Origin of the sequence: Brevundimonas sp. ZS04 (assembly GCF_001956865.1) — a bacterium.
Lineage (GTDB): Bacteria > Pseudomonadota > Alphaproteobacteria > Caulobacterales > Caulobacteraceae > Brevundimonas > Brevundimonas diminuta.
Genome location: NZ_MTHE01000001.1, coordinates 525,150 through 546,697 on the forward strand (window position 1 = coordinate 525,150; position 21,548 = coordinate 546,697).

Annotated in this window: 19 protein-coding genes; 10 read left to right on the forward strand and 9 right to left on the reverse strand. The window is 67.2% G+C overall.

Annotated features, from left to right (window positions below):
• The first annotated feature begins 39 nt into the window (after positions 1-39).
• Both BJP32_RS02565 and BJP32_RS02570 read left to right on the forward strand, forming a co-directional pair.
• Entirely contained in the window at positions 40-534 is a 495-nt protein-coding gene (locus tag BJP32_RS02565; RefSeq protein WP_076222722.1) for a pentapeptide repeat-containing protein, read from the forward strand.
• A gap of 65 nt (positions 535-599) precedes the next feature.
• Positions 600-1,508 carry a pentapeptide repeat-containing protein gene (locus BJP32_RS02570; protein ID WP_076222724.1) on the forward strand — a complete coding sequence of 303 codons (909 nt, stop codon included), beginning with the start codon at positions 600-602 and terminating at the stop codon, positions 1,506-1,508.
• Between the two features lie 64 nt (positions 1,509-1,572).
• Here BJP32_RS02570 and aspS read toward each other — a convergent pair whose 3' ends face one another.
• Positions 1,573-3,405, reverse strand: a complete 1,833-nt coding sequence (gene aspS, locus BJP32_RS02575; RefSeq protein ID WP_076222726.1) for an aspartate--tRNA ligase — start codon at positions 3,403-3,405, stop codon at positions 1,573-1,575.
• A 197-nt stretch (positions 3,406-3,602) separates the two neighbouring features.
• Between aspS and BJP32_RS02580 the strand changes: the two genes are divergently transcribed.
• From BJP32_RS02580 to BJP32_RS02590, 3 genes are all read left to right on the forward strand, one after another.
• Positions 3,603-4,277 carry a DnaA ATPase domain-containing protein gene (locus BJP32_RS02580; RefSeq protein ID WP_083673848.1) on the forward strand — a complete coding sequence of 225 codons (675 nt, stop codon included), beginning with the start codon at positions 3,603-3,605 and terminating at the stop codon, positions 4,275-4,277.
• Positions 4,278-4,681: 404 nt separating this feature from the next.
• On the forward strand, positions 4,682-6,913 hold the full coding sequence (locus BJP32_RS02585) for an RNA degradosome polyphosphate kinase (protein ID WP_076222818.1): 2,232 nt from the start codon (positions 4,682-4,684) through the stop codon (positions 6,911-6,913).
• Positions 6,913-8,403: a Ppx/GppA phosphatase family protein gene (locus BJP32_RS02590; protein WP_003165411.1), complete on the forward strand. Its 1,491-nt coding sequence runs from the start codon at positions 6,913-6,915 to the stop codon at positions 8,401-8,403. Before BJP32_RS02585 ends, BJP32_RS02590 begins: the two co-directional genes overlap by 1 nt.
• A 28-nt stretch (positions 8,404-8,431) precedes the next feature.
• On the opposite strand, the gene rnd is transcribed toward BJP32_RS02590, so the two are convergent.
• Positions 8,432-9,586 carry a ribonuclease D gene (gene rnd, locus BJP32_RS02595; protein WP_003165412.1) on the reverse strand — a complete coding sequence of 385 codons (1,155 nt, stop codon included), beginning with the start codon at positions 9,584-9,586 and terminating at the stop codon, positions 8,432-8,434.
• A gap of 81 nt (positions 9,587-9,667) precedes the next feature.
• Between rnd and purM the strand changes: the two genes are divergently transcribed.
• On the forward strand, positions 9,668-10,705 hold the full coding sequence (gene purM, locus BJP32_RS02600; RefSeq protein ID WP_046654244.1) for a phosphoribosylformylglycinamidine cyclo-ligase: 1,038 nt from the start codon (positions 9,668-9,670) through the stop codon (positions 10,703-10,705).
• Between the two features lie 243 nt (positions 10,706-10,948).
• Here the strand turns inward: purM and BJP32_RS02605 are convergent, their stop codons facing one another.
• Positions 10,949-12,541, reverse strand: a complete 1,593-nt coding sequence (locus tag BJP32_RS02605; protein WP_003165414.1) for a S10 family peptidase — start codon at positions 12,539-12,541, stop codon at positions 10,949-10,951.
• Between the two features lie 203 nt (positions 12,542-12,744).
• On the opposite strand from BJP32_RS02605, the gene purN reads away from it, so the two are divergent.
• Positions 12,745-13,329, forward strand: a complete 585-nt coding sequence (purN, locus tag BJP32_RS02610) for a phosphoribosylglycinamide formyltransferase (RefSeq protein ID WP_076222728.1) — start codon at positions 12,745-12,747, stop codon at positions 13,327-13,329.
• 116 nt (positions 13,330-13,445) lie between these two features.
• Positions 13,446-15,503 (forward strand): M13 family metallopeptidase, encoded by a 2,058-nt coding sequence (locus BJP32_RS02615; protein ID WP_143255402.1) that lies wholly within the window; start codon positions 13,446-13,448, stop codon positions 15,501-15,503.
• 84 nt (positions 15,504-15,587) lie between these two features.
• On the opposite strand, the gene BJP32_RS02620 is transcribed toward BJP32_RS02615, so the two are convergent.
• Positions 15,588-15,809, reverse strand: a complete 222-nt coding sequence (locus BJP32_RS02620) for a hypothetical protein (RefSeq protein WP_369822373.1) — start codon at positions 15,807-15,809, stop codon at positions 15,588-15,590.
• Between the two features lie 214 nt (positions 15,810-16,023).
• Positions 16,024-16,443: a nucleoside-diphosphate kinase gene (ndk, locus tag BJP32_RS02625; RefSeq protein WP_003165416.1), complete on the reverse strand. Its 420-nt coding sequence runs from the start codon at positions 16,441-16,443 to the stop codon at positions 16,024-16,026.
• A gap of 103 nt (positions 16,444-16,546) precedes the next feature.
• Here ndk and BJP32_RS02630 point away from each other — a divergent pair, with 103 nt between their 5' ends.
• The gene (locus BJP32_RS02630; RefSeq protein ID WP_076222730.1) at positions 16,547-18,427 is read left to right on the forward strand and encodes an ABC-F family ATP-binding cassette domain-containing protein; all 1,881 of its coding nucleotides are present in this window, start codon (positions 16,547-16,549) and stop codon (positions 18,425-18,427) included.
• Positions 18,427-18,669, forward strand: a complete 243-nt coding sequence (locus tag BJP32_RS02635; protein ID WP_003165418.1) for a DUF2164 family protein — start codon at positions 18,427-18,429, stop codon at positions 18,667-18,669. The genes BJP32_RS02630 and BJP32_RS02635 overlap by 1 nt, the downstream gene beginning before the upstream one ends.
• Before the next feature lie 118 nt (positions 18,670-18,787).
• Here the strand turns inward: BJP32_RS02635 and BJP32_RS02640 are convergent, their stop codons facing one another.
• The 4 genes from BJP32_RS02640 to BJP32_RS02655 all read right to left on the reverse strand — a co-directional run bounded on the left by BJP32_RS02640 (position 18,788) and on the right by BJP32_RS02655 (position 21,411).
• Positions 18,788-19,090, reverse strand: coding sequence for a hemolysin (locus BJP32_RS02640; protein ID WP_076222732.1), 303 nt, complete (start codon positions 19,088-19,090; stop codon positions 18,788-18,790).
• Between the two features lie 17 nt (positions 19,091-19,107).
• Positions 19,108-19,368 carry a hypothetical protein gene (locus BJP32_RS02645; RefSeq protein ID WP_232464015.1) on the reverse strand — a complete coding sequence of 87 codons (261 nt, stop codon included), beginning with the start codon at positions 19,366-19,368 and terminating at the stop codon, positions 19,108-19,110.
• 80 nt (positions 19,369-19,448) lie between these two features.
• A complete protein-coding gene (locus BJP32_RS02650; protein WP_003165424.1) occupies positions 19,449-19,910 on the reverse strand; it encodes a DNA polymerase III subunit chi in 462 nt (153 codons plus the stop codon).
• 25 nt (positions 19,911-19,935) lie between these two features.
• Complete coding sequence (locus tag BJP32_RS02655; RefSeq protein ID WP_046654253.1) at positions 19,936-21,411, reverse strand: leucyl aminopeptidase; 1,476 nt, start codon at positions 21,409-21,411, stop codon at positions 19,936-19,938.
• Positions 21,412-21,548: the final 137 nt, after the last annotated feature.

Below are 21,548 nucleotides of genomic sequence, written 5' to 3' on the forward strand. Positions count from 1 at the left end.
CTTCTTGCTGCAACAGGCGCAAAGCCTGGAGCCATCCGCATGATCCGTCCCGCAATCGCCCTTCTCGCCGCCGTCGGCCTGACGCTGATGGCCCTGCCCGCCTCGGCGCAGAACGCCTCTCAGATCAGCCAGGTGCGTCGCGGCGCCTCCTGCCCCGGCTGCAACCTGTTCCAAGGCGACTTCTCGGGCCTGGAGCGCACGGGCCTGAACCTGTCGGGCGCGCGCATCCGTCAGGCGGACATCAGCCTGTCGGTGATGAACCGCACCAACTTCAGCCGCTCGGACCTGCGCGACGTCGAGGCTTATGGCGCGGTGCTGTCCAGCTCGAACTTCACCGGGGCGGACCTGACCAACGCCAGCTTCGTCGGAACCTATCTGGAAGGCGCGACCTTCACCGGAGCCAAGCTGAACGGCACCAATCTGTCGGGCGCCGAGATGTCGCGCGCACGCGGCCTGAGCCAGGCGCAGCTCAATCAGGCCTGCGGCGATCAGAACACGGTTTTGCCTTCAGGCCTGCGCATTCCCGCCTGTTGAACGTCGCCTTCGTTACCACGATTTAAGTAGGGTATTTACGCACTAAGGCGCATTCAGGAGGGGTGATGAAACGCTCCATTTCACCCCTGCGCCGTCTGGCCCTCGCCGCCTCAGCCCTTATGGGACTGACGACGGCCGCCCCAGCCCTGGCCGGCGCCGTGGACACGACTTGGCCCCAGGACCGCGACGTCGCGCGCATGGTCTCCCTGGGGGGAAGCTGCACCCGTTGCGAGTTGTCGGGCCGCGACCTGTCCGGCGCGACGTTGACCGGCGCCAACTTCGCCTACGCCACCCTGGTCGGAGCCAATCTGCGCGGCGCCGAACTGGTCGGCTCGAACTTCGTCGGCGCCGACTTCAGCCGAGCCGACATGCGCGGCATCGAAATGGTCGGCTCCACCTTCACCAACGCCAATATGAGCGGCGCCCAGCTGATGGGCGCAGAGGCCACCGGCGCGGTCCTGATCCGGGCCAACCTAACCGGCGCCAATCTGACCGGCGCCGAGCTTCAGGGCGTCAATATGAACAGCGCCGTCCTGGTCCGCGCCCGCCTGAACGACGCCGAGATCTTCGGCGCCACCCTGGCCAATGTGAACGCCAGCGGCGCAGACTTCACGAGCGCCGACGTCAAGGCCTCCAACCTGTCAGGCGGCAATTTCGACAACGCCTCCTTCCGCAACGCGGACCTGGACAACGCGCGCCTGTCCGGCGGCAGCTTCAATCGCACCGACTTCCGCGACGCCTCCCTGCGCCGCACTGACATTCGCGGACTGGACCTCTCCCGCGCACGCGGCCTGACGGCCGATCAGGTCGAAGAGGCCTGCGGCGACGCCTCGACCCGCCTGCCGGGCGGCCTGACGGCCCGCAACTGCCGCGGCGGCGTCCGCGTCATCCGTACCCCGCCCGCACCGCCGACGCCGCCCGTCCCCCCGATTCCGCCGCGCCAGCGCAACCTGGTCATCACCTCGGGCAACTGAGGACCGGACGCAAAAAAGGGAGGGGTCGCCCCCTCCCTTTTCCAATTCAGCCCTATGGCTCCGATCAGACCTTGATCGGCAGCTGGGTGCGGATCGACAGCTCCTTCAGCTGACGCTCCTCGACCTCGGCCGGGGCGCTCATCAGCAGGTCCTGGCCCTGCTGGTTCAGCGGGAAGGCGATGACCTCGCGGATGGCCTGTTCGCCCGCCAGCAGCATGACGATGCGGTCGATGCCCGGCGCCAGACCGCCGTGCGGCGGCGCGCCGTAACGGAAGGCGTTCAACATGCCGCCGAACTGCTCTTCGACCACCGAGGCGTCATAGCCGGCGATCTCGAAGGCCTTCAGCATGATCTCAGCCTTGTGGTTCCGGATCGCGCCCGAGCACAGCTCATAGCCGTTGCAGACGATGTCGTACTGATAGGCGCGGATGGTCAGCGGATCCTGCGTCTCCAGCGCCTCCATGCCGCCCTGCGGCATCGAGAAGGGGTTGTGGCTGAAGTCGACCTTCTTCTCTTCTTCCGACCATTCGAACATGGGGAAGTCGACGATCCAGCAGAACTTGAACTGGTCCTCGTCGACCAGCTTCAGCTCCGTGCCGACGCGGGTGCGGGCCAGACCGGCGAACTTGGCGAAAACCGACGGCAGACCGGCGGTGAAGAAGGCGGCGTCGCCCTTGCCCAGACCCAGCGAGGTCATCAGGGCCTGCGTCGGCTCCTGACCCAGGTTCTTGGCGATGGGGCCGCCCCACGACTGCTGATCGTCCGACCAGAAGATGTAGCCCAGGCCCGGCTGGCCCTCGCCCTGCGCCCAGGAGTTCATGCGGTCGCAGAAGGCGCGCGACCCGCCCGTCGGCGCCGGGATGGCCCAGACGGCGTTCTTCTCGTCCGCGCCCAGGATCTTGGCGAACAGGCCGAAGCCGCCGTCGCGGAAGTGGTCCGACACATCCTGCATCTTGATCGGGTTGCGCAGGTCCGGCTTGTCCGAGCCGTACCACTTCATCGACTGTTCGAACGTCAGACGCTCGAAGCCCTTGTGCTCCATCGTCTGGCCGAAGTCGTTGGTGAAGACGTGCGTCCCGTCGATCGGCGACACCGGCTTGCCTTCGCCGAACTCGGTGAACAGGCCGTGCATCAGCGGCTCGATCGCCTGGAAGACGTCTTCCTGGGTCACGAAGCTCATTTCCACGTCGAGCTGGTAGAACTCCAGCGAACGGTCGGCGCGCAGGTCTTCATCGCGGAAGCAGGGCGCGATCTGGAAGTAGCGGTCGAAGCCCGAGACCATCAGCAGCTGCTTGAACTGTTGCGGGGCCTGCGGCAGGGCGTAGAACTTGCCCGGGTGCATCCGGCTCGGCACCAGGAAGTCGCGCGCGCCTTCCGGCGACGAGGCCGTCAGGATCGGCGTCTGATACTCGAGGAAGCCCTGCGCCACCATGCGGGTGCGGATCGACTGGATCACGCGCGAACGCAGGACGATGTTCTTGTGCAGACGCTCGCGACGCAGGTCGAGGAAGCGGTTGCTCAGGCGAATCTCTTCCGGGTACTCCTGCTCGCCGAAGACCGGCATCGGCAGTTCGGCGGCTTCCGACAGCACCTCCACCGACAGGACGCGCACCTCGACCTCGCCGGTCGGCAGGTTGGCGTTGACGGTCGAGCCTTCGCGCAGGACGACTTCGCCGTCGACCTTGATCACGCTCTCGGCGCGCAGGCGCTCGACCACCTCGAAGCCCGGCGTTTCGGGGTGCAGGACCAGCTGAGTCAGGCCGTAGTGGTCGCGCAGGTCGATGAACAGCAGGCCGCCGTGGTCGCGCTTGCGGTGAATCCAGCCCGACAGACGAACATTCGCGCCGGCATCCGTCGAACGGAGGGCGCCGCAGGTGTGGGTGCGATAGGCGTGCATGATCGGATTTCGTCTGAAAACGGCTGTCGAACAGCGTGAATTAGGAGCGGGGAAAGGCCCATCATCGCCCCCGAAAGTCAAGGCTGACGCCTGAATCGAACAGGATGCGCCATCCACAGCGGCGCGCAGGTTGTCCCCGTGATCCCGCCCTATCAACAGAGACGCCCGCGTCCCGGCCCGGCTAGGGTCCGGTCATCATGAACGCCTCGGCCGCCGAAATCCGTCAACTGCGCCTGCCGCTGCAGCAGGAGACGCCGCAACGCGCCTCCGACCTGGCGATCTCGGAAGCGAACGCGGCGGGCGTGGCCGCCCTGGCCGCCTGGCCGGAAACGCCCGGCGCCATCCTGGCCCTGTTCGGCCCGGCAGGTTGCGGCAAGAGCCACTTGGCCGCCGCCTGGGTCGAGCGCACCGGCGCCATCGCCCTGCACGGCGCCGAGGCCGCCCTGGTCGATCCGCTGGAGCTTGAGGGCCGCCCCGTCCTGCTGGACCGGGCCCAGGACGCGGACGACGAGAGCCTGTTCCACCTGATCAACCTGACCCAGTCGGGCGGCGGCGCCCTGCTGCTGGTGTCGCGCGATCCGCCAGGCGCCTGGGCCACGGACCTGCCCGACCTGCGTTCGCGCCTGAACGCCATCCGCACCGTGGGGATAGAGGCGCCCGACGACGTGGTCTTCGCCGCCATGCTGCGCCGCGCCTTCGCCAGCCGGAATATCACCCCGGCCGATGAACTGATCGACTATCTGGTCCGCCGCATCGACCGCTCGGCCGACGCCGCCGAGGCCGTGGTCGACCGCCTGGACGCCCTGCACCGCCCGGTGACGCGCGTGCTGGCCCGTCAGGTGCTGGACGGCGGTGATATCGCAGAATCTTGAGGCGCAACCTCTTCTGCAGCTAAAGCCACTGGGGTGAAGAGGATTGGTATCAACACCAACAGCGCCGCCGCACCCAAAACCAAAAAGCCGAAAGCTGCACTGCTTCGGTCTACGACCATCCGGGCGACGAACAGCGCCACAAACAGACTGACGCCCAGCCAGCTCATGCTCGACGACCGGATAATGCGAGCCCCACAACCTCGGCAATCAAAGGGTCTCGGACGAAATTGCGATAGGGCGCGGCTCAGCGGTAAGCGCCGACGGCAAGATGGACATGCTCCGAAACGGACAGGCGTTCTCATGCCCCTTGCCTAACAAGGTTCGGCTGTACTGTCCCTGCGTCAATGAGCCTGTCTCAGAACATCACGGTTGCAGCCGTCACAGGCGCGAGCGACAACGGAATCATGACTGATCTCGCGCCTATCGCCGTCGACACCACCGGCGAGGAAGTCCCTTCCTCGCGCGCCCCGCAGCTGGAGCTGTCCGAGGCGCTGATGGCCTCGCCCGAGCGGTTCATCAACCGCGAGCTGTCGTGGCTGGCCTTCAACGGCCGGGTGCTGGAAGAGGCCGCGAACGAGGGCCACCCCCTGCTGGAGCGGGTGCGCTTCCTGTCCATCTCGGCCAACAACCTGGACGAGTTCTTCATGACCCGCGTGGCGGGCCTGAAGGGTCAGGTGCGCGAGCGGGTGCGCGTCGTCTCGCCTGACGGCCTGACGCCGGCCCAGCAGCTCGAACAGGTCAATGCGGCGGCGGGCGGCCTGATGGCCGAACAGCAGCGTCAGTGGCGCGTCCTGCGCAAGGAGATGGCCGCTGCCGGCATCGAGATCGTCGAACGCGCCCGCATCACCAAGACAGAGCGCGAACGGCTGGAGCCGGAGTTCCTGAATCAGCTGTTCGCCGTGCTGACGCCGATGGCGATCGACCCGGCGCATCCCTTCCCCTTCCTGCCGAACCTGGGCTTCTCGCTGGCGCTGAAGCTGCGGCGCAACAGCGACAACCGCGTCCTCTACGCCCTGGTGCCGGTGCCGACCCAAGTGCGGCGCTTCTGGGCGCTGGCGACAGACGGGCGCTCGACGCCGGGACGCACGCGCTTCGTCTCGCTGGAAAACCTGCTGCTGCTGTTCATCGACCACATGTTTCCGGGCTGCGAGATCCTGGAAAAGGGCCTGTTCCGCCTGATCCGCGATTCCGACATCGAGATCGAGGAAGAGGCCGAAGACCTGGTGATGGAGTTCGAAGAGGCGCTGAAGCAGCGCCGCATGGGTTCGGTCGTCCGCATCAAGATCCAGGCGGACATGCCCGACGACCTGCGCGACTTCATCATCGGCCAGCTTCACGCCCAGCCGCAGGACGTGGTGCTGGTCGACGGCATGCTGGGTCTGGCCCAGTTGTCCGAACTGATCCCCGGCGGCCACCCTGACCTGAAGTTCAAGGGCTATGAGCCGCGCTACCCCGAGCGGGTGCGCGACAACGGCGGCGACATCTTCGCGGCGGTGCGCGAAAAGGACATGCTGATCCACCACCCGTTCGAGAGCTTCGACGTGGTGGTCCAGTTCCTGCGTCAGGCCGCGCGCGATCCCAACGTCATCGCCATCAAGCAGACGCTCTATCGCACGTCCAAGGACAGCCCCATCGTCGCGGCCCTGATCGAAGCGGCCGAGAACGGCAAGAACGTCACCGCCCTGGTCGAGCTGAAGGCCCGCTTCGACGAAGAAGCCAACCTGCGCTGGGCGCGCCAGATGGAGCGGGCGGGCGTCCACGTCGTCTTCGGCTTCGTCGAGTACAAGACCCACGCCAAGATGAGCGTCGTCGTCCGGCGCGAGGGCGACAGCCTTCGCACCTACTGCCACTTCGGCACCGGCAACTATCACCCGGTCACGGCCAAGATCTACACGGACCTGAGCCTGTTCACCTGCGACCCGGCGCTGGGCCGCGATGCGACGCGGGTGTTCAACTACATCACCGGCTACGCGACGCCGGATGAACTGGAAGCCCTGGTCGTCTCGCCGCTGAACATGAAGTCCAGCCTGATCGAGATGATCGGCAAGGAGATGGCCGCCGCCGCCAAGGGCAAACCCGCCGCCATCTGGGCCAAGATGAACGCCCTGGTCGACCCGGAGATCATCGACGCCCTGTATCGCGCCAGCCAGCAGGGCGTACGCATCGAACTGGTCATCCGGGGCATCTGCTGCCTGCGTCCCGGCGTGCCGGGCCTGTCTGAGAACATCCGGGTCAAGTCGATCGTCGGCCGATTCCTGGAGCACAGCCGCATCGTCGCCTTCGCCAACGGCCACGACCTGCCCAGCAACCGGGCGCGGCTCTACATCTCCTCGGCCGACTGGATGCCGCGCAACCTGGACCGCCGGGTCGAGTTGATGACGCCGATCCTGAACGCCACCGTCCACGATCAGGTGCTGGACCAGATCATGGTCGCCAATCTGAAGGACGACGCCCAGAGCTGGGTGCTGGAGCCCGACGGCTCCTATCGCCGGGTGACACCCAGCGGGTCGGAGCGGCCCTTCTCGGCGCACAAATACTTCATGACCAACCCCAGCCTGTCGGGACGCGGCCGCAAGGTGAAAACCCTGCCCGGCGCCCTATCCTATCCGGGCCTCAAGCCGCGGAAGCGCCGCTGATGAGCCCCGAGCGCGAATACGAGTCCAAACAGATCGCCGTCATCGACATCGGCTCCAACTCGGTGCGCCTGGTGCTGTATCGGCTGGAAGGCCGCGCCGTCTGGACCATGTTCAACGAAAAGGTTCTGGCGGGTCTGGGCCGCGATCTGGCCGCGACCCGACGCCTGTCTGAACCGGGCGTGGTGATGGCCATGACGGCGCTGCGCCGCTTCGCCGCCGTGATCGAGGGCGTCCAGCCGGACCAGGTGCTGGTCGCCGCCACCGCCGCCGTGCGCGAGGCCGAGGACGGCCCCCTGTTCTGCGAGCGCGTGGCCGCCGAGACGGGGCTGCGCATCCGCGTCCTGAGCGGCGAGGAAGAGGCGAAATATTCAGCGCTGGGCGTGCTGGCGGGCGATCCCGGCGCGCGCGGCGTGGCCGCCGACATGGGCGGCGCCAGTCTAGAGCTGACGCGGATCGGCGACGGTCCGCGCGGCAAGGGCGTGACCCTGCCGCTGGGGCCCTTCGCCCTGCTGGACGCCAAGGGCTTCGACGCCGATCGCCTGCGCGGCCGCATCGCCAAGCGGCTGGAGCCGATCGAAGACGATTACGCGACCCCGACCCTCTACGCCGTCGGCGGCGCTTGGCGCAGCCTGGCCCAGATGCACATGGCCATGGCCGATCACCCGATCCGCATCGTCCACCAATACGCCATGAACGCCGCTGACGCCCGCGACATGGCCCGACTGGTCGCGCGTCAGTCCCGCGCCTCGCTTGAAAAGCTGCCCGGCCTTTCCAAGCGCCGCGCCGAGACCCTGCCCTACGCCGCCCTGGTGCTGGAGGGGCTGATCGAACGGCTGGGGCTGGCCTCCGTCAACTTCTCGGCCTGGGGCGTGCGCGAGGGGCTGCTGTATCACGGCATGGAGCCGGCCATGCGGGCGGTCGATCCCCTGCTGGCCGGATGTTCGGCCTGGGGCGGCCGCCAGGGCGTGGACCCCGCCCTGCCCCGCGCGCTGGACGGCTGGCTGCAATCGGTCGCCTCAGCCCTGCCCGAGGTGTTCGGGGAGGAACGCGACGCCCTGCTGACGTCTTCGGTCTGCCGCCTGGCCGATCTGGGCGCGCGGCTGCACCCGGACCACCGCACCAACCTCGTGTTCGATCAGGTGCTGTGGTCGCCCATTCCGGGCCAGACCCACGCCGAGCGCGCCTTCATGGCCGTGGCGATGAACGCCCGCTATGGCGGCGAGGCGCGCACGCCCGCGCCGGAAACGGTCAACCGCCTGCTGTCGGAAAAGGGCCAGAAGCGCGCCCGCGCCCTGGGGCTGGCCATGCGGCTGGCCTGCGACCTGTCGGGCCGTTCGCCGCAGCTTCTGGCCAACGCCACGGCCACGGTCGAGAAAGGCGCCCTGCGGGTGACGGCCGCCACGGGCTACGCCGACATGCTGCTGGGCGAACAGACCAAACGTCGGGCCAAGGCCCTGGCCGAAGCGATGGATCTGGCGCTGAAAATCTAAAAACCCTCTCCCGCCGGGAGAGGGTTGATCAGCCCTCGATCTCGACCACTTCGACGCGGGCGCCGTTCAGCACCAGGGCGATCTCGCCTTTCTTGAGCTTCAGCGCGTCCTCGCCGAACAGCTGACGGCGCCAGCCCTTCATGGCTTCGACGTCGGCGTTGTCGTTCAGAGCGATCTTCTCCAGGTCCGACACGGTGGCGATCAGCTTTGACGCCACGCCCGCGTTGTCGCTCTTGGCCTTCAGCAGCACCTTCAGCAGTTCCACCACCGAAGGCGGCGCCGGCTGGTTGTGCGCCGGGCGCTCCAGCTTGGGCGCGTGGGCTTCCGGGTCGGCCAAAACGCGCTTCAGCTCCGCCGCCAGCTCCAGCCCCAGACGCGAGCCGCCGAAGCCCTTGGGCACCGAACGCAGGCGGTTGAAGGCGTCGGGGTCGGTCGGCGCCTGGACGGCGATCTCGTCGATGGCCTCGTCCTTCAGGATGCGGCCGCGCGGCTGGTCGCGCTCCTGGGCCGCGCGCTCGCGCCAGACGGCGACAGCGACGAAGGCGGCCAGATATTTGGCGTTGAACTTCTTGGGCTTCAGCCGCTTCCAGGCGTTCTCGGGCGAGGTGTCGTAGAGGGCCGGGTCCGTGACCGCGCCCATTTCCGACATGACCCAGTCCAGACGGCCCTCCTTCTGCAGCCGGTCGCGCAGCTTGGGATAGAGGGCCGACAGGTGTGTCACGTCGCCCAGCGCATAGGTCAGTTGCGCATCCGACAGCGGGCGACGCGCCCAGTCGGTGAAGCGGCTGCCCTTGTCCAGCTCCTGACGCAGCATCTGACGGACCAGGGCCTCATAGCTGACCTGATCGCCGAAGCCGGCGGCCATGGCGGCGACCTGGGTGTCGAACAGCGGGCGCGGCATGGCGCCCAGCTTGTTGAAAATCTCCACGTCCTGCCGGGCCGCGTGGAAGACCTTCAGAATCGATTCGTCCCGCAGGATGTCGAGGAAAGGCTCCAGATCCAGCCCCTCCGCCATCGGATCGATGATGGCGGCGTCCGTTGGCGAAGCCGCCGCCTGAATCAGGCACAGCTTGGGCCAGTAGGTCGTTTCCCGCATGAATTCCGTATCAACGGTGATGTACGGGGCCTTGGCCAAACGCTCGCAGAAGGCGATCAGCGCGTCATTGGTGGTGATTGGCGTCATTCCGATGCTATAGCCCCGCGCGACGCCGTCGTGGCAAGAGCGCCGCGACAAATTTTCGCCCCCGATTTCGAGCCGTGACCGATGAGCGACACCCCCGAGGCCCTGAAAAACGGTCTGACCTACGCCGATGCAGGCGTAGACATCGACGCCGGAGAACAGCTGGTCGACGCGATCAAGCCCCTGGCCAAATCCACGCGCCGCCCCGGCGCAGAGGCCTCGCTGGGCGGTTTCGGCGCCCTGTTCGACCTGAAGGCCGCCGGTTTTGAAGACCCGCTGATCGTCACCACCACGGACGGCGTCGGCACCAAGCTGAAGATCGCCATCGAAACCGGCCGTCACGACGGCGTGGGCGTCGATCTGGTCGCCATGTGCGTCAACGACCTGCTGGCGCAGGGCGCCGAGCCGCTGATGTTCCTGGACTACTACGCCACGGGCAAGCTGGACGTGGACGCCGCGCGCCGCGTCGTCGCCGGCATCGCCGAGGGCTGCCGCCAGTCGGGCAGCGCCCTGGTCGGCGGCGAGACGGCCGAAATGCCGGGCATGTATTCGGGCGGCGACTACGACCTGGCAGGCTTCTCGGTCGGCGCGGTCGAGCGCGGCAAGGTGCTGCCCTATCTGGATCAGCAGAAGCCGGGCGACGTCATCATCGGCCTGGCCTCCTCGGGTCCGCACTCGAACGGCTATTCCCTGATCCGCAAGGTGGTCGAGAAGTCCGGCCTGGCCTGGGGCGACGACGCCCCCTTCGCCAAGGACCAGACCCTGGCCCAGGCCCTGATGGAGCCGACCCGCATCTATGTGAAGCCGGTCCTGCCGCTGATGAAGGCGGACCTGATCAAGGGCGCGGCCCACATCACGGGCGGCGGCCTGATCGAAAACCCGCCGCGCTGCATCGCCGAGGGCCTGGAAGCCAGCTTCGACTGGGACGCCTGGCCGATGCCCGCCGTCTTCCAGTGGCTGGGCGAGACGGGCGGCGTTTCGGACCACGAAATGCGCCGCACCTTCAACTGCGGCGTGGGCTTCATCCTGATCGTCGCGCCGGAGAACGTCGAGCCGGTGCTGGCCGCCTTGCTGAACGCAGGCGAGACGGCGTTTGTCTGCGGACAGCTTCAGGCGGCGTAAGGCGTCGCGCCTACTTCAAGACCAAAGCCCCCGGCCAACTCGACCGGGGGCTTTTTTGCGTCCACACGTCTTCCGCTCACCCCGGCCGACGCCGGGGCCCAGTGAGAACCGCAAGCGCCGCGTCCTGAGCCAAAGCACTGGATCCCGGCGTCCGCCGGGATGAGCGGGCATGAAGGGTTTCAGCCAACAAAAAGGCCCCGGTCACGCTGACAGGGGCCTTCCTTGTTCAGACTGTCGCCGAGATCAGCGCAGGCCGCCGTTCTGCGTCTCGTCGTAGAACTTGGCCATGTCGGTGTAGAGCTGCTCCAGAGCTGGACGGGCCGTGTACATCATGTGGCCGCCTTCATAGTAGGTGAACTCCAGGTTCCCGCGCAGGTGCGGCTCCAGCATCATCTGGGCCAGGTCGTACTCCGTGCTGAAGAAGGGCGTGGCGGCGTCGTAGTAGCCGTTCAGCGCCAGCACCTTCAGGTGCGGATTGCGGCGGATGGTCGTGGCCAGGTCGACCGCCGTGTTCGGCGTAGTCTGCGGGCCGCCGACTGGCGGGCGGTGGCTCCAGTCCCAGTCGAAGCCCGGCAGGCCGCGAGCCGACTGGCGATAGTCCATGTCGGTGCGGTAGTTCAGCGTCGTGGCCACATAGTCGCGGAAGATGCTGAAATAGGCGCCGGTGATGGCGCTGCTGGAGGGGTCTTCCTCGGGCGAACCGCCGACCGCATTGGCGTCGATGCCCAGGTAGCGGGTGTCCAGACGGCCGACCGTCTGGCGACGATCGCGCAGCAGCTCCTTGCGGAACGGGCTCAGCTCAAGGCGCAGATTGGCCTGATCCAGAACCTCGGGCGAAATGCCGATCAGGGCGCTCATCTGCTGGGCGATCTGGGCGCGCTCGGCGTCCGAGATCAGATGCCCCTTCGACAGGGCGGCCGAGTACGGGCCGATGGCGAATTCGCGGGCGCGCTGGACGTGCTCCTCCAGGCTGGGCTTGTTCGGGATCTTGTTGTGATACCAGGCCGTCGCCGCATAGGTCGGCAGCAGGGTGACGAAGTTCTGCGGATAGCCCGGCTGGCGCACGCCGTAGTTCATGATCGACGACAGCAGCACCACGCCGTTCAGCGACATGCCGCGGCTTTCCAGCTGATGCACCAGGGCGCCCGCGCGCAAGGTGCCGTAGCTTTCGCCCAGAACGTATTTCGGGCTGGACCAGCGATCGAACTTGGTCGTGTAGCGCATGATGGCGCGGGCGAAGGTGTCCGCGTCCTGATCCACGCCCCAGAAGGCCGAACCCGGCGTCTCGCCCAGCGGGCGCGAATAGCCGGCGCCGACCATGTCGATGAAGACCAGGTCGGTCTTGTCCAGCAGGGTCATGTCGTTGGGCGCCAGGTTGAACGGCCCCGGGCGCTCGACCACCGGGGCGTCGGTCTGGACCCGCATCGGGCCGAAGGCGCCCATGTGCAGCCACACCGTCGGCGAACCCGGACCGCCGTTGAACATATAGGTGATCGGGCGACGACCGACCGGCTGGCCGTCCAGCGTATAGGCCACATAGAAGAGGCTGGCCGTCGGCATGCCCGCGTCGTTGCGGACCGTCAGCGTGCCCGCCGTGGCCTTGTAGCGCATGGCGCGGCCGTGGGCGGTGATCGAGTGGCTGGTCGTCACCGTCTGTTCGTCGGCGCTGGCGCGGGCCCAGTTCTTCTCGATCTGTTCGGCGTTGGCGTTGCGCAGACGTTCGGCCGCCGAGCGGATCGGACCCGAGCCGCCGCTGGACGCGGCCTCCTGAGCCATGGAAACGGCCGGCGCGGCCAACAGGGCCGCAGCGCAGGCGGCGGTCAACAGACGACGCATATAGGATACTCCCCCCTAGGATGCCGGACTCTCCGGCGGATCGACGCTAGCGCCGCCGTTTCCGAAGAAGCAACGGAGTTTGCATCAGTTGGTCGATATTCGTTCGGCGGCGCTGCGCCCTCCCCTTCGCCTTGAAGTCCCTCTTGCTAAGTCGCCGTCGGGGCCGCATGGCAGTCGCGCCTTTTTCAACGCGTGAGCCGCTCATGTCCGTCGCCAAAACCCGCGTCGCCGTCCTGATCTCGGGAACCGGCTCGAACATGGCCAGCCTGATCGCAGCGGGTCAGGCGGCGGACGCGCCCTATGAAGTCGTGGTCGTCGTCTCCAACATCGCGGGCGCGGGCGGCCTGACCAAGGCCGAGGCGGCAGGCGTCGAGGCGTTGACGGTCGAGCACAAGCCCTTCGGCAAGGACCGCGAGGCGCACGAGCGCGCCATCGACGCCCTGCTGGCCGAACGCGGCGTCCAGGTCGTGGCCCTGGCCGGATACATGCGCCTGCTGACCCCGTGGCTGGTCGGCAAGTGGGCGGATCGGATGCTGAACATCCACCCGTCGCTATTGCCCCTCTATCCCGGCCTGAACACCCACGCCCGCGCCATCGAGGCCGGAGACCTTGTGGCGGGCTGCACCGTCCACATCGTCACCGAAGGCGTCGATGAAGGCCCGATCCTGGGCCAGGCGCGCGTGCCGATCCTGCGGGGCGACACGCCCGACATTCTGGCGGAACGGGTCAAGGCGGCGGAGCACGGCCTTTATCCCCAGGCGCTCGCCGATTTCGTCCGCCGCTCGTAATCCTTAACGATTTTTAATGCGACAGCCGGTCGCAGGCGAGCGCAGGTTGCCCGCAAGCACGAATGCGCCGTCCTGATGGCGTAATCGCGCACGTCTGCACCACTGGGAAAGACCCGATGATGAAAACCCGCCTGATGGGCGCCGCCGCCATGGCGCTCGCCCTCGCCTTCTCGGCTCGGCCGACCTTAGCCCAACACGCCCACGCCTCGGCGACCGCTTCGACCACGCCCGAGATCAAGCCCTGGGGCTTCGACCTGGACGGCCGCGACCTGACGGTGAAGCCGGGCGACGACTTCAACGCCTACGCCAACGGCGTCTATCTGCGCGATACCGAAATTCCGGCCGACAAGGCCCGCTTCGGCCCGTTCGACGTCCTGTATGAGAACTCGCAGGCCCAACTGCGCGCCATCATCGAAGCCAGCGCCGCCAACCCGGTCAACGACAACGCCCGCAAGGTTGGCGCCCTGTACGCCAGCTTCATGGACGAGGCCCGCGTGAACCAGCTGGGCGCCCAGCCCCTGGCCGCCGACCTGGCCGCCATCCGCGCCGTCGCGAACCACAGCGACATGGCCCGCCTGATGGGCGCTAGCCACGAAGGCTTCGGCGGCTCCCTGTTCGGGGTGGCCGTGTTCGAGGACTTGCAAGACCCCAACGTCAACTCGGCCTATCTGGGCCAGGGCGGCCTGGGCCTGCCGGACCGCGACTATTATCTGAAGCCCGACTTCGCCACCCAGCGCGAAGCCTATGTCGGCTATGTCACGCGCGCCCTGACCGCCGCCGGCTGGAGCAACCCGGCCCAGGCCGCCGCCGACATCCTGGCCTTCGAGACCAAGGTGGCCGAGAAGCACTGGACCACGGTCGAGCGCCGCCAGATCGACAAGATCTACAACCCGACCCCGGCCGCGCAGCTGTCGACCTTCGCGCCGGGCTTCGACTGGGCCGCCTTCCTGCAGGCCTCCAAGGTCGAAAGCGTGCCGACCCTGGTGCTGATGGAGAACACCGCCATCCCCGGCATCGCCCAGGTGTTCGCCGACACCCCGATCGAGACGCTGAAGGCCTGGCAGGCCTTCCAGACCGTCGATCAGGCCAGCCCCTATCTGTCCGACGCCTTCGTCGACTCGCGCTTCGAATTCCGCGGCAAGACCCTGCGCGGCCAGCCCGAGAACCGTCCGCGCTGGAACCGCGGCGTCGCCCTGGTCGACGGCCAGCTGGGCGAGGTTCTGGGCCAGGAATACGTCCGCCTGCACTTCCCGGCTTCGTCCAAAACGCAGATGGAAACGCTGGTCGCCAACCTCAGCGCGGCCATGACCGAGCGTCTGAAGGCTCTCGACTGGATGAGCGAGGCTACGCGCGAGCAGGCCCTGCTGAAGATGTCCAAGTTCGGCGTGAAGATCGGCTATCCTGAGAAGTGGCGCAGCTATGACGGGCTGGAGCTGACGGCGGGCGACCTCTACGGCAACGTCGAGCGCGCCTCCGCCTTCGACTGGGCCTGGAACCGCAGCAAGATCGGCCAGCCGGTCGATCCGCTGGAATGGGGCATGACGCCCCAGACGGTGAACGCCTATTACAACCCGCCGCGCAACGAGATCGTCTTCCCGGCCGCCATCCTGCAGGCGCCCTTCTTCGATCCGAACGCCGATCCAGCGGTCAACTACGGCGGCATCGGCGCCGTGATCGGCCACGAGATCACCCACGGCTTCGACGATCAGGGCCGCAAGACCGACGCCAACGGCGTGCTGCGCGACTGGTGGACGCCCGAGGACGCCGCCCGCTTCGAGGAGCGCGCCAAGACACTGGGCGCCATCTACGCCGCCGAAGAGCCGGTCCCCGGCACGCACATCAACGGCGACCTGACCATGGGCGAGAACATCGCCGACCTGGGCGGCCTGCTGATGGCGCTGGACGCCTATAAGCGCAGCCTGAACGGCCAGCCGGCCCCGGTGATCGACGGTCTGACCGGCGAACAACGCGTCTTCCTGGGCTGGGCCCAGGTGTGGCGCGAGAAGTCGCGTGAAGAGGCTCTGAAAGAGCAGCTGACCACCGACCCGCACTCGCCCGGCATGGCGCGCGCCGCCACCCCGCCGCGCAACATCGACGCCTGGTACGCCGCCTTCGGCGTCACCCCGGATCAGGCGGAATACATCGCCCCCGAAAAGCGCGCCCGCATCTGGTAAGCGGCGCGTCCGGCGACGGACAAAAGGAAAGGGCGTCGGCTTCGCGGCCGACGCCCTTTTTGTTTTCCCCTTGCGGAGAAAGCCTTACTCGTGCGGCTTCTTCGGCGTGGTGGCGGCGCCTGCGACGGCGCCGATGACGCCGCCGGCGACGGTCGCGCCGGTGTTGCCGCCGATCGCCTGACCGGCGACCGCGCCGCCCAGGGCGCCCGTGGCGGCGCGTTGTTCCGTCGTGGTGCCGCAGGCGGCCAGCAGAGCCGTCAGGCCGATCACTGGGGCGAGTTTCAGCATCGTCTTCATGGCGGTCATCCTTGTTCTTCTTCGAGAGACAGCGTGACCATGAGAACGAAACGGCCCGCCCCCGGTTCCGAGGGCGGGCCGAATTGTCACACAGCTTGACCGCGAACGATCAGGCCGCGTCGGGTCGAAAAGGCGAAGCCTTTTGACCGCGGCTCAGAAAAACAGGCCGCGTCGAGCCGGGTGATCCCGAAGGGCGACGATCGCGGCCCCTCAGAAAAGCCCCTTAGCCGACGATGTCGGCGTCCGTGAAGAACTGGGCGATCTCGATGCCGGCGTTCTCCAGCGAGTCCGAACCGTGGACCGAGTTCTCGCCGATCGACAGGGCGAACAGCTTGCGGATGGTGCCTTCAGCGGCGTCGTTCGGGTTGGTGGCGCCCATGACTTCGCGGTATTTGGCGACGGCGTTGTCGCCTTCCAGCACCTGGACGACGACCGGCTCGGCGATCATCTGCGAGACCAGTTCGCCGTAGAAGGGACGCTCGGCGTGCACTTCGTAGAACTTCTTGGCTTGGGCTTCGGTCAGCTTGACGCGGCGTTGGCCGACGATGCGCAGGCCGGCGCCTTCGATCACGGCGTTGATGGCGCCCGTCAGGTTACGGCGGGTGGCGTCCGGCTTGATGATCGAGAACGTACGTTCGGTCATGGGAGTGACTTCTTGTTTGGGAGTTTGAGGGTCGGCGGCTTATAGCGAGCGCCGCACATCTTTCCAATATCCCCGCGCGTAAGCCTTTTTCTTTCCGGTTCCCATGCTGCAGATCAAAAACCTGACCTACAACGCCTGGGGCCGCGAGTTCCTGGACGACGCCTCCGTCAGCCTGCCGCCGGGGTCCAAGGTCGGCCTGGTCGGCCGCAACGGCATCGGCAAGTCGACCCTGTTCAAGCTGATCCTGGGCGAACTGGCCGCCAATGGCGACGAAATCTCCCTGCCCAAGACCGCGCGCATCGGCTCGGTGGATCAGGAACACCCCGCGACGCCCGTCAGCGTGCTGGGCACCATTCTGGAAGCCGACGTCGAACGCCACGACCTGCTGACCCGGCTGGAAACCGCCGAGCCCGAGGAAATGGGCGAGATCTGGGGCCGCCTGATCGAGATCGACGCCGACAGCGCCCCTGCGCGTGCGTCCGAAATCCTGGCGGGTCTGGGCTTCAGCCATGACGACATCCTGCGCCCGATGGCCGAGTTCTCGGGCGGCTGGCGAATGCGCGTGGCCCTGGCCGCCGCCCTGTTCGCCGAGCCGGACATGCTGCTGCTGGACGAACCGACCAACTACCTCGACCTGGAAGGCGCCCTGTGGCTGGAGCAGCGGCTCAAACGCTATCCGCACACGGCCCTGATCATCAGCCACGACCGCGAGTTGCTGAACGGCGTCTGCACCCACATCCTGCAGCTATCGAACCGCAAGCTGGACCTCTACACCGGCAACTACGACACCTTTGAAAAGACGCGGGCCGAGAAACTGCGCCTGATGGCGTCGACCCAGGCCAAGCAGGACGCCGAGCGCGCCCACCTGCAGAAGTTCATCGACCGCTTCAAGGCCAAGGCCTCCAAGGCGACGCAGGCCCAGTCACGCGTCAAGCGGCTGGAGAAGATGCAGCGCATCGAACTGCCGCCCGAAGAGCGCGTCGCCCCCTTCACCCTGCCCTCGCCGGAACGCCCCCTGCCCCCGCCGCTGATCCGGCTGGAGAAGGCCAACGTCGGCTATGAGCCGGGCAAGCCGATCCTGAAGAACCTGAACCTGCGGATGGATCTGGACGACCGGATCGGCCTGCTGGGCGTCAACGGGGCGGGCAAGTCGACCTTCGCCAAGCTGATCGCCAAGGCCCTGACCGTCGAGACGGGCGAGTTCCATCGCGACGGCAAGATGCGCGTGGGCTGGTTCCACCAGCACCAGATCGAAGCGATGGACCCGACCGACACGCCGCTGGAGATCATCCGCCGCGCCATGCCGGATGCCTCGGAGAGCAGCCGCCGCAGCCGCCTGGCCCAGTTCGGCCTGCCGTTCGAGAAGCAGGAGACCACTGTGGCGTCCCTATCGGGCGGCGAGCGGGCGCGCCTGCTGCTGAATCTGGTGGCGATGGACGCGCCGCACATCCTGATCCTGGACGAACCGACCAACCACCTGGACATCGACAGCCGCCGCGCCCTGCTGGACGCGCTTAACGAATATACGGGGGCGGTCATCCTGATCACCCACGACCGTTCGCTGATGGAGCTGGTGGCCGACCGCCTGTGGCTGGCCGCCGACGGATCGGTGAAGCCGTTCGACGGCGACATGGACGACTATCAGAAGTTCGTCCTGGACCGCGCCAAGCAGGCGGGGATGAAGCCCAGTCAGGTCAAGCATGAGGAAGCTGTGGCCGAGGCTCCCGCGCCCACGCCCAAGGCCGAAAAGAAGAAGGGGCCGTCTCCGTCCACGCTCCGCCATGCGGTGAAGAAGGCCGAGGACAGGATGGCCCAGCTGACTGCCGACCTGGCGCGTCTGGACGACGAGCTGGCCAACGCCGCCGTCAATGACCCGAAGAAGCTGGAAGGCCTGACCCGCGCCCGCGCCAAGGCCCAGACCGACCTGGATCAGGCCGAAGTCGACTGGATCGCCGCCGAAGAAGCCCTGGCCGAGGTGTCCTGATGAGCAAGACGCCGCCCCTGCTGACCAAGGACGAGATGCAGGAGGCGTCCGCCCGTCTGCGCGCCTACCTGCGCGACGAGATGGAGGTGGAGGTCGGCCAGTTGCCCGCCGAAATGCTGGTGGAGTTCATCGGCCGCGACATCGGCCGCCTGTTCTACAACCGCGGCCTGCGCGACGCGGAGACCGTGGTGCGCCAGAAGGTAGAGGACGTCGCCGACGCCCTCTACGGTCTGGAGCGATAAGCCCCACAGCCCTGATCCCGCTCACCCCGGCGGACGCCGGAGCCCAGTGAGAACTTCATCCGCCGCGTTTGCAGCCAAAGTACTGGATCCAGGCCTCCACCGGCATGAGCGGATATTGTTAGCCGCAGCTGACGCGTGTCACGACGTTGGTCTTGTCGTCGTAGGTGAAGGTCACGCGGTTCTCGCGATAGTCCATGGTCGCCGCGCAGCTGCTGCACAGGACGCGGAAGATGCGGCCTTGCGGCGCGGTCGGAATGGTTGAGCGATTGCGGCCCACATACTCCTGATAGTCGCTGGCCTTGCAGGCGACGGGGGTCGCCTCGCCGCCGGGCGCAGGCGTCGCGCCGCCGCCCTGGGTCGGGGCGCAGGCGGCCAGGGCGAGGAAGCCCGCAGCGGCGCTCAGGGTCAGAATCGTCTTCATGGCGGCGTCCTTTTCGATCAGCCGCAGCGAACCTGTTCGACCAGGCCCGTCTGCTGATTATAGAAAATATTCAAGCGGTAAGGCGAATAGTCTTCGGTTACGGGACAGGTCGTGCAGGCGACGCGACGGTTCACCACATCCACCGGAACGGGAATCTGGCTGCGCGGTTTCCCGACCAGCCACTGAAGCTCGCCGGCCTTGCACATGTCGCCGTCGATGCTGCGGACGCCCGGTTCGGACAGATAGGGCCGTTCAGTGGAAGAAACCGGCGTCCGCACCGGCGCCGTCGGCTGGCCGGCATGTCGCGCAGGCGGCGGCGAGGCGCACGCCGACAGGACGACCAGGCCGACGCCCAGGATCAGGCCGCTTTTTCCCAGCGGCCCTCGTCCGATTGTTTCCAGTAGGCCAGGTCGGCGCCGTCCGCCTTCAGCGTCCGCCAGCGCCCGCGCGCATGGTTCAGCGCCTGCTCGTCCCGGCCGTCGAAAATGATGAAGCAACGTGCGAACTCCTGCGTGGCCCCAAGCTCTGAATCATCGACGATGAACAGCGCCTGAGCGCCATTCAGATTCTCGCCCGATTCGGACAGGAGCACAGGCTGGCGCGCAGCGTGTCCGCCGTCAGCCCGTCCGTGCGGCAGGAAACTGTCGTCGCGATAGGTCCACAACAGCTCGTCGATGTCGTCGAGCCGGTGCGAGGTCGCGCCCCGGATCAGGGCGCGCCATCCCCGCTGAAGCGTGCGCTCCAGCAGGGTCGGCAGCACCTGATCCAGCGTCGACCGCTCCAGGTGGTAGAACCAGATTTCCGGCTTGGCGTCAGACACCCGGCCCTACCTTCCTGAACTGAGGTCAGCCTTCGTAGTGGTCGGCGACCATGCGGTCGAGCAGACGCACGCCATAGCCCACGGCGCCGTCCGGCACGGTCGGGTTCTTTGAGTCCTTCACCCAGGCGGTCGAGGCGATGTCGATGTGCGCCCACGGCGTGCCGTTGGTGAAGCGTTGCAGGAACAGGGCGGCGGTGATCGAGCCGCCGGCGCGGCCATTGCCCATGTTCTTCACATCGGCGATCGGGCTGTCGATGTGGCGGTCGTATTCCGCCGGGATAGGCATGCGCCAGGACTTTTCGCCCACCTTCGGACCTGCGTCGGCGATGTTGGCGGCCAGTTCGTCGCTGTTGGTGAAGACGCCCGCGTATTCCAGGCCCAGCGAGATGATGATGGCGCCCGTCAGGGTGGCCAGGTCGATCATGAACTTCGGCTTGAAGCGGTCCTGCGTGTACCAGAGCGCGTCGGCCAGCACGAGGCGGCCTTCGGCGTCGGTGTTCAGCACCTCGATGGTCTGGCCCGACATGGAGGTGACGACGTCGCCCGGACGCTGGGCGTTTCCGTCCGGCATGTTCTCGACCAGGCCCAGAACGCCGACGACGTTCACCTTGGCCTTGCGGCCGACCAGGGCGTGCATGAGGCCGGCCACGGCGGCGGCGCCGCCCATGTCCCACTTCATCTCCTCCATGCCGTCGGCGGGCTTCAGGCTGATGCCGCCGGTATCGAAGCAGACGCCCTTGCCGACGAAGGCGATGGGGGCCTCGCCTTCCTTGCCGCCGTTCCACTGGATGACGGCCAACTGGCTTTCACGCACCGAGCCCTGCCCGACGCCGAGCAGCGAGCCCATGCCCAGCTTCTGCATCTCGGCTTCGCCCAGGATCTCGACCTTGGCGCCCAGGGCCTCCAGCTCCTTCACGCGGCGCGCGAACTCGGCCGGGTACAGGATGTTGGCGGGCTCCGACACCAGGTCGCGCGCGAACAGCACGGCGTCGGCCACAGCCGACAACGGCTGGAAGGCGGCCTCTGCGGCCTTCACGTCCGAGGTCACGACGCGCACGGTCGTCACCGACGGGATCTTATCGGCCTTCTGCTTGGTCAGGTATTTGGCGAAGCGATAGGCGGCCAGGCGCACGGCGAATCCGGCGCGGGCGGCCAGTTCCGGCGACAGGTGCGACACGTCGATGGTCAGGACTTCGGCGCCCGACAGCTTGGTCGCCTGATAAGCGGCCGCAGCCGCGGTTTCGACCGCCAGATCGTCCAGCTTGTCCGCCGCGCCCGCGCCAACCAGCAGGACGGCGTTCGCGTCGATCCCGGCCGGAGCCGCGACGTTCAGGCTGCTGCTGGCGGCGCCGTTGAAGCGGCTGTTCTTCATCGCCTTGACCAGGGCGCCCGAGGCGGCTTGATCCAGCGCCGGTCCGGTCCCAGCCAGCGCCCGCCCTTCATGAACCAGCAAGGCGAGAATTTCGGCTGCACCCGACGAAGCGACGAATTCGATTTTCATAAACTGACTCCAGACCGAGAAATCATGCCCCGGTCACGCTTGAATTTGCCATGGTCGCGGCGACGGTTTCGTCGGGGCGGCCGGATGTGTATTACATGGCTCGCATCGCCCTGGGCTGCAACACGCTCGCAGCCGAT

Bases quoted from the DNA above. Each gene is read 5' to 3' on its own strand.
- BJP32_RS02565 (WP_076222722.1), top strand. From the start codon at position 40: ATGATCCGTCCCGCAATCGCCCTTCTCGCCGCCGTCGGCCTGACGCTG.
- BJP32_RS02570 (WP_076222724.1), top strand. From the start codon at position 600: ATGAAACGCTCCATTTCACCCCTGCGCCGTCTGGCCCTCGCCGCCTCA.
- aspS (WP_076222726.1), bottom strand. From the start codon at position 3,405: ATGCACGCCTATCGCACCCACACCTGCGGCGCCCTCCGTTCGACGGAT.
- BJP32_RS02580 (WP_083673848.1), top strand. From the start codon at position 3,603: ATGAACGCCTCGGCCGCCGAAATCCGTCAACTGCGCCTGCCGCTGCAG.
- BJP32_RS02585 (WP_076222818.1), top strand. From the start codon at position 4,682: ATGACTGATCTCGCGCCTATCGCCGTCGACACCACCGGCGAGGAAGTC.
- BJP32_RS02590 (WP_003165411.1), top strand. From the start codon at position 6,913: ATGAGCCCCGAGCGCGAATACGAGTCCAAACAGATCGCCGTCATCGAC.
- rnd (WP_003165412.1), bottom strand. From the start codon at position 9,586: ATGACGCCAATCACCACCAATGACGCGCTGATCGCCTTCTGCGAGCGT.
- purM (WP_046654244.1), top strand. From the start codon at position 9,668: ATGAGCGACACCCCCGAGGCCCTGAAAAACGGTCTGACCTACGCCGAT.
- BJP32_RS02605 (WP_003165414.1), bottom strand. From the start codon at position 12,541: ATGCGTCGTCTGTTGACCGCCGCCTGCGCTGCGGCCCTGTTGGCCGCG.
- purN (WP_076222728.1), top strand. From the start codon at position 12,745: ATGTCCGTCGCCAAAACCCGCGTCGCCGTCCTGATCTCGGGAACCGGC.
- BJP32_RS02615 (WP_143255402.1), top strand. From the start codon at position 13,446: ATGATGAAAACCCGCCTGATGGGCGCCGCCGCCATGGCGCTCGCCCTC.
- BJP32_RS02620 (WP_369822373.1), bottom strand. From the start codon at position 15,809: ATGACCGCCATGAAGACGATGCTGAAACTCGCCCCAGTGATCGGCCTG.
- ndk (WP_003165416.1), bottom strand. From the start codon at position 16,443: ATGACCGAACGTACGTTCTCGATCATCAAGCCGGACGCCACCCGCCGT.
- BJP32_RS02630 (WP_076222730.1), top strand. From the start codon at position 16,547: ATGCTGCAGATCAAAAACCTGACCTACAACGCCTGGGGCCGCGAGTTC.
- BJP32_RS02635 (WP_003165418.1), top strand. From the start codon at position 18,427: ATGAGCAAGACGCCGCCCCTGCTGACCAAGGACGAGATGCAGGAGGCG.
- BJP32_RS02640 (WP_076222732.1), bottom strand. From the start codon at position 19,090: ATGAAGACGATTCTGACCCTGAGCGCCGCTGCGGGCTTCCTCGCCCTG.
- BJP32_RS02655 (WP_046654253.1), bottom strand. From the start codon at position 21,411: ATGAAAATCGAATTCGTCGCTTCGTCGGGTGCAGCCGAAATTCTCGCC.